Genomic DNA, 13,759 nt, shown 5'->3' with positions numbered 1-13,759 from the left:
TAAATTGATACTAGAGCATAAAAAACAACCTCTTTATAAGGTTGTTCTGTTCTTAAATGGACTTGTGTTTCTTTTCTAGCATTAAATCCTTTAAAGAAATAATAGTCACAGCCAATAAAATCATTGCCATACCAAGAAAATCTATAGGATAAAAGATATCTCCCATAATCATGAAAGCAAAGAATACAGCAGATATTGGTTCAATAGAGGCCAAGAGACTAGATTTGACTGGCCCAACCAGACTTGCCCCCTTAAGAAAGGCCGTGTAGGCAAAAACAGTCCCGATGAGAATAATTCCAGCAAATGCTAAGAAAATATCAAATGACATAGGTAGACTAGCACCGATAATACCAGTAAATGGCACTGCTACAAACCCAGAAATGGTCATACCGACACCAATAACCAGAATGCTCCCCCATTTTTGAATGAGTTTAATGGGTAAAATGATATAAAGAGCATAGGTTAAAGCAGAGAACAAGCCCCAAAAGAGACCTGCTGGTGTCATAGAGAGCTGATCCAACTGACCATGAGTCGCAATTAAAAAGGTTCCACCTATTGCTAAAATCATAGAAAGGATTTCGGCTATAGTAGGTGCTACCTTATCCTTTATACTTGTGTAAGCAAGAATTCCAACTGGACAGACATACTGAAGCACCGTCGCTGTACCTGCATTTGTCTCCTGAATAGCCGATAAATAAGCCAATTGATTCAGAAAGAGGCCAAATAAAGAAAATAGGAAGAGAGAAAACAGACTTGATTTATCTTTTAAAAAAGCTAGAAATTGTTCCTTAGACTTTATATAGGACAAGAGAACTAAGAGCAAACCTGCAATAATCAAACGGATATTGGTTAGGACTAGAGCTGATATTCCATGAGCCATCAGGTACTGACCACTGGTCCCAGACAAGCCCCAAGCAATACCAGCAATCACTGTAAAAAGAGTTCCTTTAAGACCTTTTGACATGCTTCCTCCCTAGTCTGCTTCACGAATTAGGTCCATGACCTGATTACGGTCTATGATCCACTGCGCACGCTCGTCTTTTTCGTAGGTTCTATTGGACAAGAAAATCGCAGCTTCCTGCTTCTTACGATTCCACATGATAAAGGTTCCAGTATAGCCTGTATGATCTAGCCAATCACCTTCAAGATTCCAGGCCAAGGAGCGTTCCTTATCACTCAAATCTGAAAAATTTTGACTTAATCCGTCAGCAAAATCATCCTGTAAATAATGCTCAAGGAAGATTTTTAAATCCTTCACGGTTGAAAACAAGCCTGCACTTCCAGCATGTTTACCTAGTAAACGTGCCTTAGGATCATGCACCACGCCTGCTTTCTGTCCCCGAACAGTCGGCACAGCACTGCTAACAGGCCCAAACTGAGTTTCCTTCATCTTCCATGGATCCAAAACTTGCTCTTGTAAAATCTGGTCTAAGTCTTTCTCAAAGTAGTTCTCTAAAAGAAAACCGAGTAAGAGAAAGTGCACATCCGAGTATAGAAAAGCCCTCTTCTCTCGTCGATTCAAATGAAACATAGCTTCTTTCAATTCTTCTGCATTCAACTGGTCTCTATTAATAATAAACGGGTCCAAGTCCGTAGAATGTGTGAGGAGTTGACGAATGGTGATATCTGGATAATCAGAGTCAGGTAAAAATTCTGTCACTGACTTTTCTATATCTAATTCCCCTTGATGCCACAAAAAAGTTATGACAGTTCCAACTCCGACGACCTTGCTCACACTTGCCAAATCATAGACTAAACCTTGACAAGTCTGCTCTCCAATTTCTGGATTTACTTCTCCGAGGTAACAATCAGACCATTCACCATCCCGATAATACGCAAAAGAGGCACCAGGATAAACCCCTGCCTCAATTTGTTGCTCTATTTTTTGAATGATTTCTTGTTTCATACTTCTTCAAACCACAATTCGATATTGTTGGCATCCTTGGTTAGGAAAAACTTCTCAGACTTAGGAATAAAGTAACCTGCAGTTTCAAAACGTTGACGCAGACTAGCCAATTCAAGTTCTTTTACCTGGAATTTCAACATAGACAAATCCCAAGTTACATTATTTTCAACAAGCAAATCACTACCTTGGGCTTGTTTAAAAGTTATGCTAGTTTCGATTTCCTCTTTTTCAAGCAGGCTCGTCGTTTCAGCTGGCAAGTTAATTTCTGCTGAAATATCAAATGTTGTTAAATATTGCACTTTCTCATCTTTTGGGAAAGTAACAGTTTCATCAAACTTTCTCAAATCTTTGACGTCATCTTCTGAATGGATTAGGACAAGATCCCCTTCTGGTGAAAGGATTTCAAAAGCATATCCCTTGTTTCCTTTATAGAGTTGAGGAAGTTTTTCCATTCTAGCTAGTAGTGCTTCAACCTCGGATGGATTCGCTACTTTTACAATCAATCTAGCTAATTTTTTGATCCCTTCAACCTTACGGCTTCTCATACTTGGTGATTCTTCTAAAACCAATTTTTCAATGCCTGACTGGTCTCCTAGCGATAAGAAAGCCGACTCTTCAAGCAAGGGTTTCATACCCAAGGTTTGGATATAAAACAATTCATTTAATCTTCTATTATTTATCTTTAGCGTCGGGATCATACGCACAATTTGATTTACATTCATAAATTCCTCCAACACATTTTATTTTAAAGGATTTTATTTCATTTTACAAGTTATTCAACTAAAAACTTTAACTATATTAACCCCTTGAATAAGGAACCCCCTTCGCATATCCGAAGGGGGACTCGTTTTATTTTAGTAAAATTCTTTGTTAGTTCTTCCAAGAAAGTTCTGCTTGAAGACCAAAGTGATCACTGACCTGCGGACTTGCTTGGCCATCAAAAACTACCTGTAACTTTTCTACCTGAAGATCTTTTGTCATAAAGACGTAATCAATTCGAAGAGGTTCTGTATTTCCCTTCCAACCATCAATTTCTGGAGGAACAGTGTAGCTTCCACTTCTTTCTTTTGCAACTTCAAATGCATCTTGTAAGTCTAGTGGACTAGATAGAATAGCTTGGTAACCTTCTTGACCTGCAGGATTATTAAAATCTCCTGCTAGTAATAGAGGTTTATTCAACTCTTTTAAAACTGCTTCAAATCTTGCCCATTCCTCTTGGAATCCTTTATCCCACCAAGAGAGATGTACACTCGCAACTGCAAGCTCTTTACCTTCTACTACTGTTTCTACTAGTGCAACTCGACGAGTGTGATAATCAGTTGGATCATCTACATCTGAAACCAAAATCTCACGCGCCTCAATCGGTGTTTTAGATAGAATTGAAACTCCCTCATGATAACGGTCATATCCGATATGATTATAAGCCCATGTCCAATAATAATCCAGTCCTTTTTCAGACAACTTTTCTACCAAAAGACGAACATAGTGGTCTTGGTGAATGGGTTCTGCTGAAGGTAACGGATTGTAAAGTGGTCCAGACTCTACTTGAGGTGATGTAATTTCTTGGTTGATTTCTTGAAAACAAATCAAATCATAACTGTTTTCAAGTATATCTTGAAACAAGAGCTGAAATTTTTCTTCAGGATTTTTTTCCATCCAACTATGAGTATTGAGTGTTAAAAACTTCATGTTTTTCTCCTATAAACAAGAGGTTGGAAAACAGCTTCCAACCCCTTAGTGTATTACAATTCTACTTTTGCAACTGCTGTTTTGGCTGCAAGAGAACCGGTTTGTTCTAATTTAACTGACTTGATGGCATCTCCATTTGTAAAGACTACTACAGTTGTAGTTTCACGCTCAGCAGCCTGAATAGCTCCGAGGTCAGCTTTGACCAAGAGATCACCAGCAGCTACTGTTTGACCTTCTGAAACAACCACTTCAAATGGTTTTCCTTCAAGACTTACAGTATCAAGACCAATATGAACAAGAACTTCAAGACCTGCTTCAGTTACAAGACCAAGAGCATGTTTAGTTGGGAAGACGCTTGATACAGTACCAGAAACTGGAGATACAATGTTTCCATTTGCTGGTTCTACTGCAAATCCATCACCCATCATTTTTTGTGAAAAGACTGGATCCTTAACTTGTTCCAATTCAATGACTTGACCGTCAGCAACTGAATAAACTTCTTCAGTTACACCTTTGTAGACAACAGTATCTTTTTGAGCTGCTGCCATTTGACTTGGAAGAGTTTCAGGAATCACTTCTCCAGAATCAAGAATATCTTGGATATCTGATTTCAATACGTCAGCTTTAGGTCCGTAGATAGCTTGGACACCTTGTCCTTTCATGACAAGTCCCATAGCTCCTTCAGCTTTCCATTGTTCTTCTGTTCCAACTTTTTCTGCATCTTTTACAGTAACGCGAAGACGAGTCATACATGCGTCGACATCAACGATGTTAGCACGTCCACCAAGAAGGTTGATGATGTTAACTGCTTGAGAAGCTTCTGCAACTTTAGTTTCGCCGGCAACTGAAGATTCAGAAGATCCATCTGCATTTTCGTAGTTACCGTTACGTCCTGGAGTTGCATAGTTGAATTTCTTAATCATGAAATTAGCGATAAAGTACATGATAACTGCAAAGAGGACAGTTACCCAGATAAAGTTAACAATATCCATACCAATACCAGCGTTGATAGCTAGCGGAGTACGAGTCAAGAATTCGATTGAACCGAATGAGTGCACACGAAGGTTCACAATATCAGCCATTGCAAAGGCAGCACCTTGAACAAGAGCATAAACAAGGTAAAGAGGTGTTGCGATGAACATGAACATGTACTCAATTGGTTCAGTTACCCCTGTCAAGAATGTTGCAAGAGCAGTTGCGATCATCATACCTTTGTATTGGTGTTTCTTATCTGGATCAACGTTACGGTAGATAGCCACAATTACACCCATCAAGATACCAAACGAACCAATCATTTGTCCAACTTTGAAACGAGCTGGATGTACTGTATCTAACAAGTGTTGGTATTGAGCTGCGTCAGTACCTTTAAGGTTTACAAGGTCAGTTACCCATGCAAGCCAAAGTGGATCTTGACCAAATACTTGAGTACCTTTTGCCGCACCAGTCATGACATCATAAGTACCACCAAGAGCTGTATAGTTCATTGGGATAGTCAACATGTGGTGAAGTCCAAATGGCAAGAGTAAGCGTTCCAAAGTACCATACAAGAATGGTGCTAGAACTGGAGCTGTTTCTTGAGAGTTAGCGATCCAGATACCAAAGCTATTAATACCTGTTTGAACAAGTGGCCAGAAAATTGAAAGCAAGATTGCCGCAATTACTGAACGAAGAATAACTACAAACGGTACAAAACGTTTTCCGTTAAAGAATGAAAGTGCATCAGGAAGCTTACGGAAATTGTAGTATTTGTTAAAGGCAGTCGCCCCAATAAAACCAGAAATAATCCCTACGAAGACACCCATGTTAAGCGCTGGAGCTTCAAACACACTGATGAAGTAATCAGAAACTTTGATAGAGTTACCAAAGATTGTTGAAACCATTGCATTAGGATCTTTCAACATATCACCACTAACACTAAAGATAGCACCAGTGATACGGTTGATCAAGATAAAGGCAAGTCCTGCTGCAAAAGCACCACCTGCACGTTCTTTAGCCCAGCTTCCTCCGATAGCTAGAGCAAATAAAATGTGAAGGTTAACGATAACTCCCCAACCGATTTGCTCAAGGATTCCACCTGTAACAACAAGTGGCACAAAGTTAGGATTAATCATTGCAAGCGTCTTACCGATTGAAATCATCAAACCAGCAGCCGGCATAACAGCGATAACCACCATTAGAGCCTTACCGAATTTTTGCCAAAACTCGAAAGACAAAACATTTTTGAATGTATCTTTCATCATTCAAATCTCCTTATTTTTATTTTAATGCAAACGATTTACGAAAACGTTTGCACCAATCACACCTCTATTATACCACTTTAATTTTTTTTGTAAAGGATTTATATAAGATTTTTTATTTTAATAATTTTTTACTTCTCTTCAATTGTTTACTAACTTTGAGTTTACTGGGGTTTTCTGATATAATAATAGCTATGAAATCCTATAATACCTTGAATGATTATTATCGAAATTTATTCGGAGAAAAAACTTTCAAAGTTCCTATCGATGCCGGATTTGATTGTCCCAATCGTGATGGTACAGTAGCTCATGGAGGTTGTACTTTCTGTACGGTTTCTGGATCTGGAGATGCTATCGTTGCGCCTGACGCTCCTATTCGTGACCAATTTTATAAAGAAATTGACTTTATGCACCGTAAATGGCCAGATGTAAAAAAATATCTAGTCTATTTCCAAAACTTTACTAATACTCATGAAAAACTTGAAGTCATTCGTGAACGCTATGAACAAGCTATTAATGAACCCGGTGTTGTTGGAATCAATATTGGGACGCGACCAGATTGCCTGCCTTTTGAGACTATCGAATACTTGGCAGAACTATCAGAGCGAATGCATGTTACTGTAGAGTTAGGTTTACAAACAACCTATGAGGAAACTTCTGAATTGATTAACCGTGCCCACTCCTATGAACTCTACGTGGAAACGGTTAAGCGCTTGAGAAAATATCCAAAGATTGAGATTGTAGCCCATTTAATTAATGGTTTGCCAGGTGAAACTCATGACATGATGGTGGAAAATGTTCGTCGCTGTGTGACTGATAATGATATTCAAGGGATTAAACTTCACCTACTTCACCTTATGACAAATACTCGGATGCAACGTGATTATCACGAGGGTAGACTGCAGCTTATGAGTCAAGATGACTATGTGAAAGTTATCTGTGACCAACTAGAAATTATTCCCAAACATATAGTCATCCATAGGATTACAGGAGATGCGCCTAGAGATATGCTAATAGGTCCTATGTGGAGTCTCAATAAATGGGAAGTTCTAAATAGCATAGAAGCTGAAATGAGACGTCGAGGTAGTGTCCAAGGATGCAAGGCTGTAAAACAGGAGTTTATGAATGAAAAGACCACTTGAATTGGCGCATGATTTTCTTGCCCAAGTTATCACAAAAGATGATGTTGTTGTAGATGCAACAATGGGAAATGGACATGATACACTTTTCCTTGCCAAATTAGCTAAACAAGTCTACGCTTTTGATATACAAGAACAAGCTCTTGAAAAAACAAGTCAACGTCTACAAGAAGCCGGTTTGACCAATGTCGAGTTACTTCTACAAGGTCATGAAACCGTAGATCAGTTTGTAACTGAGGTGAAAGCAGCCATCTTTAATCTTGGTTATCTTCCTACTGCCGATAAGTCTATCATTACTAAACCTCACACAACCATTGAGGCACTTGAAAAACTCTGTCAGATGCTCGTTAAAGGCGGACGAATAGCCATCATGATTTATTACGGGCATGAAGGCGGAGATATAGAACGGGATGCAGTTATGGATTATGTTAGTCAGTTACCGCAACAAGAATATACTGCTACTATCTATCGCACCCTCAACCAAATCAACAATCCACCATTTTTAGTTATGATTGAAAAATTAGAAAGGTATCGACATGGATAAACAATACCTAAAAGATAAAATCGAATCTCTTCGTCACAACTTTGTCGAGTCAACCCAACATGAACGTGCAGTTGGTATTTTGGATGAAGCACATATGAGTAAAAAAATGCTGAAAATCAAGAAGAAAATGATTTCACTTGAAATGGAGCGTTGTCAGAAAAAAATAGAACATAAGGACTGCTCAAAGATTGATCAAAAAATCCAAGAACAAAAGGAACTTTTTGAAAATTGTCGTAAACAAAAATAGGGAGGTGGAAAATGAATTTACTTTTTTATCTCTTGGTATTTTTACTAGTTCTTATTGTTTCTAGTACGACCAATAAGCTTCTGCCCTTTTTACCCATGCCTCTGATTCAAATTTTGTTAGGGATTGGAATTGGACTTTGTTTACCCAACAACCAATATCATTTAGATACTGAGTTGTTTCTAGCTTTAGTCATTGGCCCACTACTCTTTCGCGAAGCTCAAGAAGCAGACATTACTTCTATCCTAAAACACTGGCGGATTGTCCTCTACTTGATTTTTCCAGTTATCTTTGTCTCAGCTCTGAGCATGGGGGGACTCGCTCATGTCCTTTGGGCTAGCCTACCATTAGCCGCCTGCGTAGCAGTTGGTGCCGCTTTGGGGCCCACAGACCTAGTAGCCTTCGCATCCCTTTCTCAACGCTTTTCCTTCCCAAAGCGGGTCTCTAATATCCTAAAAGGGGAAGGTCTTCTGAATGATGCTTCTGGACTAGTAGCCTTTCGTATGGCTCTCATCGCTTGGACAACAGGAACATTCTCCCTTACCCAAGCCGGAACTTCATTAGCCATTTCCATCGTTGGAGGATTTGCAGTCGGCTTTATAACGGCCCTAATCAATCGCTTTCTTCATACCTTTCTACTCAGTGTCCGTGCAACAGATATCGCAAGTGAGCTCTTATTGGAACTTAGTTTACCTCTCTTGACTTTTTTCATAGCCGAAGAAATTCATGTTTCAGGCATCATCGCCGTTGTTGTCGCGGGGATTCTGAAAGCCAGTCGTTTCAAGAAAATAAATCTCCTTGAAGCGCAAGTTGATACAGTTACTGAGACTGTTTGGCAGACTGTAACCTTTATGCTCAATGGTTCAGTCTTTGTCATTCTTGGAATGGAACTGGAAATGATCGCGGAACCAATTCTTAAGAGTGCATTTTACAACAAAGTTCTTCTCTTACTCAGCGTTTTCCTCTTGACCTTCCTGCTTTTTGCTATCCGCTTTGTCATGATCTATGGATTTTACGCATTTCGGATTAAGAAGCTTCATAAAAGTTTAGACAAATATGTCAAAGACATGCTCCTCCTTACCTTTTCTGGTGTGAAGGGAACTGTATCCATTGCCACTATCCTTTTGATACCGTCTAATCTGGAACAAGAACACCCTCTTCTTCTCTTCCTCGTAGCTGGTGTAACCCTAGTAAGTTTCCTGACGGGATTACTAGTACTCCCACACCTTTCTGAAGAAAAAGAACCATCTAAGGATCAGCTCATGCACATCGCTATCTTAAACGATGTTGCCATGGAATTAGAGAAGGATTTAGAGAACACAAAAAACAAGGTTCCACTCTATGCAGCTATTGACAATTATCATGGACGTATTGAAAACCTTATTCTTAGTCAAGAAAACAAAGAAATTCAGGAGGACTGGGAAGCTCTTAAACTCTTGATTCTCAGTGTTGAAAGCGATGGTTTGGAACAAGCCTATGAAGAAGGAAAGATTGGAGATCGTGCTTATCGTGTCTACCAACGCTACTTGAAAAGCATGGAGAAAAATATTAAGCGAAACTTTGCTTCTCGACTAACCTACTACTTCCTTGTCTCCATACGCATTCTTCGTTTTCTACTTCATGAATTGCTCACATTTGGGAAAACATTCCGTTCATGGAAAGACAAGGAAAAACAGCGACTTCTTGCCATTGATTATGACCAGATTGCAGAACTCTACCTAGCTAATACAGAAATTATCATCGAGAGTTTGGAAAACCTCAAAGGGATTTATAAGAGTTCCTTGATTAGCTTCATGCAGGAATCTCGTCTTCGCGAAACCAGTCATATTACGAGTGGTGCCTTTGTGGAACGGGTTATCAATCGTATCAAACCCAATAACATTGATGAAATGCTTAGAGGATACTACCTTGAACGTAAGTGTATCTTTGAATACGAAGCTCAAAAACTCATCTCAGCTCAATATGCCAAAAAGCTACGCCAAAATGTCAATAATTTAGAAACTTATTCCTTAAAAGAATCTGCTAATACCTTACCTTATGATATGATGGAATTAGTTCGAAGAAATTAAAATCTATAGAAAACAAGAGAAAAACTGGAGGATTGTAACATGAAAAAGTTGTGGAAACAGCTGACTGATAGACCCTTATTAAAAGCTTTTTTGCACTACTATCAAGCCTCCGATAGTGAGTTAACTAGCGTTGCTGTTGCCTACTATTGGTTGATTTCAATCTTCCCTTTACTCATGATAGTGGTCAATATCTTACCCTACTTTCAAATTCCCATCTCAAACTTTCTATTAACAATCAAGGAATTTTTACCAGATACAATCTATGAAGTTGTTGCAAAAATTGTCCGAGAAGTTCTGACTCAACCATCAACAGGTTTACTAAGTTTTGCTATCTTATCAGCTCTTTGGACTTTCTCCAAATCCATGGATTTTCTTCAGAAGGCCTTTAATAAAGCCTATGGAGTTGCAAAAAATAGAGGAATTATCTCACACCAGCTGATGAGTCTCTTGGTTAGCTTTGGCCTTCAAATTCTCTTTGCCCTTGCCTTATTCCTCAGTATGTTCGGCCATATGTTATTGGACTTGCTTAAAAACTACTGGAAATCCGAGAGTGCTCTATTTTCTTATCTACAGGATTTTACAGGTCCTCTGATCTATGCCTTTCTTTTTGCTACCGTGATTATGCTCTATTATTTCCTACCAAATGTTAAAGTAAGTCGGATTCGATACGTCATACCTGGAAGTCTCTTTGTACTAGTTACCACTATTGCTTTATTAAACATCTTTGCAGCTTATTTCAACAATTATGTCAATTATCTCGTTGACGTCAGATTTTTCAGTTCTATCGTCGTTGTTGTGATGATGTTTTGGTTCATTATCATTGCCAAGATATTAATTATCGGTGCTGTCCTCAATGCTAGCGTTCAAAGTTTGAAGGATCCAGACTTTAAAGCAAATCAATAATTTTTTATCGATTAATACTCAATGAAAATCAAAGAGCAAACTAGGAAGCGAGCCGCAGGCTATACTTGAGTACGGCAAGGCGAAGCTGACGTAGTTTGAAGAGATTTTCGAAGAGTATAAACAAATCAATCCCCCAGTCATTTGATACTGGGGGATTTTTGAATTTCCTACTTTATTGTCCACTCGTTAGGGCTTGCAACTCTGTTTTTAGATACTGAGCCAAGTGTTGGTGGGCAAAAATATTGGCATTCTTTTCTGCGGTAGGATTGTAGTTGGTGTTGGTATTTACATCATAGACATAAATGTCTCCACTCTCTGATTGAACCCATTCAATCGCCGCAACTTCAATCTGAGCATTTTTCAAGAAATTCTCATAAGCTTCTCTCCGGTCATCTGGTAGAGGTTCTGTAATCTGGAATTTTTCAGACGTTTCTAGTTGCTCTGGTCTCTTGCCGATTTGGCAACCATCTGCTGGACACAGTTGGAATCCATCTGAAGAATCAATCGAAACAGTATAGAGAAACTTCTGATTGATGAACTCTGAACGGCGGATACGTCCATCACTTGGCTTGATGTAAGCTTGTAACAAGGTAATCCCGTCCACTGATGGTTCAAAGAGGGGACTATTGACGTAAGCTGCCAGTTCCTCTTCATTTTGGAAGAGTTGAACGCCTAATCCCTTACCTGCACGATTGTGCTTGGTAATCAAAGGATAAATGTTTAATTTTCTTGCTGCTTCAATAATATTCTCTTGCCCTAAAACCGCAACTGTTGCAGGAGTCTCGATACCAGATTCGTTTAACTTCAAATATTGTTTGATTTTACTAATTTCAAGGTTAATAGCACCGGTACCATTCACAACTTTGCGTCCGTGTGCTTCTAACCAAGTAATCACTTGCTCTGTAAATTCTGGCGCATATCGATGTCCTCTTGTGTGAGAAGAGGCAGACATACGATTGTAAAAGATACCTTGCGGCGGTGGGCTTTGCAAATCTAAAATCCCACTAGACAAATCCCATAGTTCATAAGGGACTTCTAATTCTTCCAACCATTTCACTAAATGTTGAGTCCATTCTAGATTCTCATGAATCACATAAACTTTTGCTTCACTCATTATTCATATCTCCTTAAGAAAAGCTGACTGATAATTGGCTTTCCTTTTCTTCCTCTAAAATATATCCTTCTGTTTTTTCGATAACGCTAACTGTTAAGATTTGACCCAAAACATTGATCATGGTACGGCCTGCATTGACAAAGAAATCAACTGCAAAAATCAAGGCCACTCCTTCAACTGGCAAGCCCAATTGAGGTGCTGCAGCTAATAGAACTACGATAGCTCCTGATGGCACAGTTGCTGCAGTTTTTCCAATCAAAGTCAACAATAAAACAGTAAACAAGAGACTTGATAAAGAAAATTGAATACCATAGGCATGGGCGATAAAAATTGTCGCTACTGAGAAATAAACTGCTGCTCCTTCTAAGTTAAAAGTATATCCTAAAGGAACAACTAAATCAATTGTATGCTCGTCATGCCCCTGTTTTTTCAAATCTTTAAGTAGTGATGGCAAGACCACACTAGAACTTCCAGTAACAAAAGCCAGAGTCAAGAGACTCCAATTTTCACGAAAGGCTGATAAATACGGCACTTTAAAGAAGAAAGCAATCAAAGGAAAAATAAGGAGAACCAAAACAGCATAAGCCAGATAAGTTCCAATGACAAACTGACCAAGACCAATCAACTTGTCAACACCAGTAGTTGCAACGTCTTTGGCGATAAATCCAAAAATACCAATCGGTGATAGTTTGATAATTACTGCAACAATCTTGTAAATGGCTTCAATCCAGATTTGGAAACCTTCGATAATCTTCTGAGATTTATCAGACTTAAGATTCCCAATTCCGTAACCAAGAAAGATGGCAAAAACGATAATTGGCAATAGAGCGCCATCTGAAAGAGATTTAACGATATTTGATGGAATGAAACCAAGCAAAAATTCGCTGAACTTGACATTGTTAGCAATCCCATCAAGGTTTCCACCAGTTTGACCGATATTCACTCCTTGACCAAATCCTAAATAGTAACTAGCAAATACAAACAAAAGAGTAATGGCAGTTGTTACGGCAAAAAAGTAAACCAAACTCTTGGTCAAGATTTTTCCGAAAGATTTTTTTCCGATAACTCCAGCTACTGCAACAACGATGGTTGGGAAGATTAGCGGAATGATAACCATATTGATCAATTTGATAAAGGCTTGACCTAAAAATTGATAAAAGCCTGCAAATTGTGGCCAGATAAGGGCAGCGATAACACCCAAGACCAAAGACACCAATAATTGAATGCCTAGTGAGAGTTTTGACCATAAAGTAACTAATTTCATAAGAAACTCCTTTGTTTTATTTGCTACTCATTCTACTACTATTCTTCTCTCCTGACTAATATATATTTTTTATTGTCACCATAAAAAAGATTTATAATGAAGGTTCAAACTACTTAAACTTTACAAAGTAAATCACATTGATGTTTGATATAGTATAAAAAATCAGTTTCTAAACAAAAATTTTTAGAAAAACACTGTTAAATCAAGGAATATGCTTTTCTTTTATTCAAATTTTATGATACAATATTGTTATGATTTTAATGAAACTCGCTTCCGTCTTGCTTTTAGTACTAACCTTGGCTTTGGCTATTATCTTTAGTAGATTTTTTAAGTTAAAGAAAAAGGGGATTAACTTTGCAGATTTGGCTTTTCCTTTTCTGATTTTTGAGTACTATTTAATCAGTGCAAAGGTTTTTACCCATAATCAACTTCCCATTTTGGGGGCAGCCCTATCTTTGTTGGCAATCATTTTAACTTTTTTCTTCCTGAGCAAAAAACGTAGCTTTTATTATCCAAAATTCCTTAAATTCTTTTGGAGAGCTGGATTTCTACTCACATTGCTCATCTACATCGTTATGATTGTTCAAATCTTCATGATGAAATAAAAATAAATTATGCCAGCACCTCAATAGTTGGCGACTAGTTCTTCC

Annotated in this window: 13 protein-coding genes; 6 read left to right on the top strand and 7 right to left on the bottom strand. The window is 38.4% G+C overall.

Features of this window, described 5'->3' with window-relative positions; translation table 11 throughout:
* Positions 1-52 precede the first annotated feature (52 nt).
* The 5 genes from AB8E63_RS05435 to AB8E63_RS05415 all read right to left on the bottom strand — a co-directional run bounded on the left by AB8E63_RS05435 (position 53) and on the right by AB8E63_RS05415 (position 5,835).
* On the bottom strand, positions 53-964 hold the full coding sequence (locus tag AB8E63_RS05435) for a DMT family transporter (protein ID WP_368910318.1): 912 nt from the start codon (positions 962-964) through the stop codon (positions 53-55).
* 9 nt (positions 965-973) lie between these two features.
* Positions 974-1,906: a serine hydrolase domain-containing protein gene (locus tag AB8E63_RS05430; protein WP_368910317.1), complete on the bottom strand. Its 933-nt coding sequence runs from the start codon at positions 1,904-1,906 to the stop codon at positions 974-976.
* Positions 1,903-2,628: a CppA N-terminal domain-containing protein gene (locus AB8E63_RS05425; protein WP_368910316.1), complete on the bottom strand. Its 726-nt coding sequence runs from the start codon at positions 2,626-2,628 to the stop codon at positions 1,903-1,905. The genes AB8E63_RS05430 and AB8E63_RS05425 overlap by 4 nt, the downstream gene beginning before the upstream one ends.
* A 148-nt stretch (positions 2,629-2,776) precedes the next feature.
* A complete protein-coding gene (locus tag AB8E63_RS05420) occupies positions 2,777-3,595 on the bottom strand; it encodes an endonuclease/exonuclease/phosphatase family protein (protein ID WP_368910315.1) in 819 nt (272 codons plus the stop codon).
* A gap of 53 nt (positions 3,596-3,648) precedes the next feature.
* Positions 3,649-5,835 (bottom strand): PTS transporter subunit IIBC, encoded by a 2,187-nt coding sequence (locus AB8E63_RS05415; protein ID WP_368910314.1) that lies wholly within the window; start codon positions 5,833-5,835, stop codon positions 3,649-3,651.
* A 182-nt stretch (positions 5,836-6,017) separates the two neighbouring features.
* Between AB8E63_RS05415 and AB8E63_RS05410 the strand changes: the two genes are divergently transcribed.
* From AB8E63_RS05410 to AB8E63_RS05390, 5 genes are read left to right on the top strand one after another with little or no spacing between them, the layout of a single operon-like run.
* A complete protein-coding gene (locus AB8E63_RS05410; protein ID WP_368910333.1) occupies positions 6,018-6,974 on the top strand; it encodes a TIGR01212 family radical SAM protein in 957 nt (318 codons plus the stop codon).
* Positions 6,958-7,515, top strand: coding sequence for a class I SAM-dependent methyltransferase (locus tag AB8E63_RS05405; RefSeq protein ID WP_368910313.1), 558 nt, complete (start codon positions 6,958-6,960; stop codon positions 7,513-7,515). The genes AB8E63_RS05410 and AB8E63_RS05405 overlap by 17 nt, the downstream gene beginning before the upstream one ends.
* A complete protein-coding gene (locus AB8E63_RS05400; protein ID WP_368910312.1) occupies positions 7,508-7,762 on the top strand; it encodes a hypothetical protein in 255 nt (84 codons plus the stop codon). The genes AB8E63_RS05405 and AB8E63_RS05400 overlap by 8 nt, the downstream gene beginning before the upstream one ends.
* A gap of 11 nt (positions 7,763-7,773) precedes the next feature.
* A complete protein-coding gene (locus tag AB8E63_RS05395) occupies positions 7,774-9,828 on the top strand; it encodes a cation:proton antiporter (protein ID WP_368910311.1) in 2,055 nt (684 codons plus the stop codon).
* A gap of 39 nt (positions 9,829-9,867) precedes the next feature.
* Positions 9,868-10,731, top strand: coding sequence for a YihY/virulence factor BrkB family protein (locus AB8E63_RS05390; RefSeq protein ID WP_368910310.1), 864 nt, complete (start codon positions 9,868-9,870; stop codon positions 10,729-10,731).
* A gap of 172 nt (positions 10,732-10,903) precedes the next feature.
* On the opposite strand, the gene AB8E63_RS05385 is transcribed toward AB8E63_RS05390, so the two are convergent.
* On the bottom strand, positions 10,904-11,845 hold the full coding sequence (locus AB8E63_RS05385) for a RimK family alpha-L-glutamate ligase (protein ID WP_368910309.1): 942 nt from the start codon (positions 11,843-11,845) through the stop codon (positions 10,904-10,906).
* A gap of 13 nt (positions 11,846-11,858) precedes the next feature.
* Positions 11,859-13,109 (bottom strand): dicarboxylate/amino acid:cation symporter, encoded by a 1,251-nt coding sequence (locus tag AB8E63_RS05380; RefSeq protein WP_006151450.1) that lies wholly within the window; start codon positions 13,107-13,109, stop codon positions 11,859-11,861.
* Positions 13,110-13,354: 245 nt separating this feature from the next.
* Here AB8E63_RS05380 and AB8E63_RS05375 point away from each other — a divergent pair, with 245 nt between their 5' ends.
* On the top strand, positions 13,355-13,714 hold the full coding sequence (locus AB8E63_RS05375) for a DUF3397 domain-containing protein (protein WP_025170335.1): 360 nt from the start codon (positions 13,355-13,357) through the stop codon (positions 13,712-13,714).
* The last annotated feature ends 45 nt before the right edge of the window (positions 13,715-13,759 follow it).

Origin of the sequence: Streptococcus sp. oral taxon 061 (assembly GCF_964211575.1) — a bacterium.
GTDB lineage: Bacteria > Bacillota > Bacilli > Lactobacillales > Streptococcaceae > Streptococcus.
The sequence above is the reverse complement of the archived record's forward strand: the minus strand, read 5'-3'. Positions and strand labels throughout refer to the sequence as shown.

What these genes read in the sequence shown, in the direction of transcription:
- AB8E63_RS05415 (WP_368910314.1), bottom strand. Translation starts at nt 5,835, where the DNA reads ATGATGAAAGATACATTCAAAAATGTTTTGTCTTTCGAGTTTTGGCAA.
- AB8E63_RS05395 (WP_368910311.1), top strand. Translation starts at nt 7,774, where the DNA reads ATGAATTTACTTTTTTATCTCTTGGTATTTTTACTAGTTCTTATTGTT.
- AB8E63_RS05425 (WP_368910316.1), bottom strand. Translation starts at nt 2,628, where the DNA reads ATGAATGTAAATCAAATTGTGCGTATGATCCCGACGCTAAAGATAAAT.
- AB8E63_RS05390 (WP_368910310.1), top strand. Translation starts at nt 9,868, where the DNA reads ATGAAAAAGTTGTGGAAACAGCTGACTGATAGACCCTTATTAAAAGCT.
- AB8E63_RS05405 (WP_368910313.1), top strand. Translation starts at nt 6,958, where the DNA reads ATGAAAAGACCACTTGAATTGGCGCATGATTTTCTTGCCCAAGTTATC.
- AB8E63_RS05420 (WP_368910315.1), bottom strand. Translation starts at nt 3,595, where the DNA reads ATGAAGTTTTTAACACTCAATACTCATAGTTGGATGGAAAAAAATCCT.
- AB8E63_RS05385 (WP_368910309.1), bottom strand. Translation starts at nt 11,845, where the DNA reads ATGAGTGAAGCAAAAGTTTATGTGATTCATGAGAATCTAGAATGGACT.
- AB8E63_RS05430 (WP_368910317.1), bottom strand. Translation starts at nt 1,906, where the DNA reads ATGAAACAAGAAATCATTCAAAAAATAGAGCAACAAATTGAGGCAGGG.
- AB8E63_RS05400 (WP_368910312.1), top strand. Translation starts at nt 7,508, where the DNA reads ATGGATAAACAATACCTAAAAGATAAAATCGAATCTCTTCGTCACAAC.
- AB8E63_RS05435 (WP_368910318.1), bottom strand. Translation starts at nt 964, where the DNA reads ATGTCAAAAGGTCTTAAAGGAACTCTTTTTACAGTGATTGCTGGTATT.
- AB8E63_RS05380 (WP_006151450.1), bottom strand. Translation starts at nt 13,109, where the DNA reads ATGAAATTAGTTACTTTATGGTCAAAACTCTCACTAGGCATTCAATTA.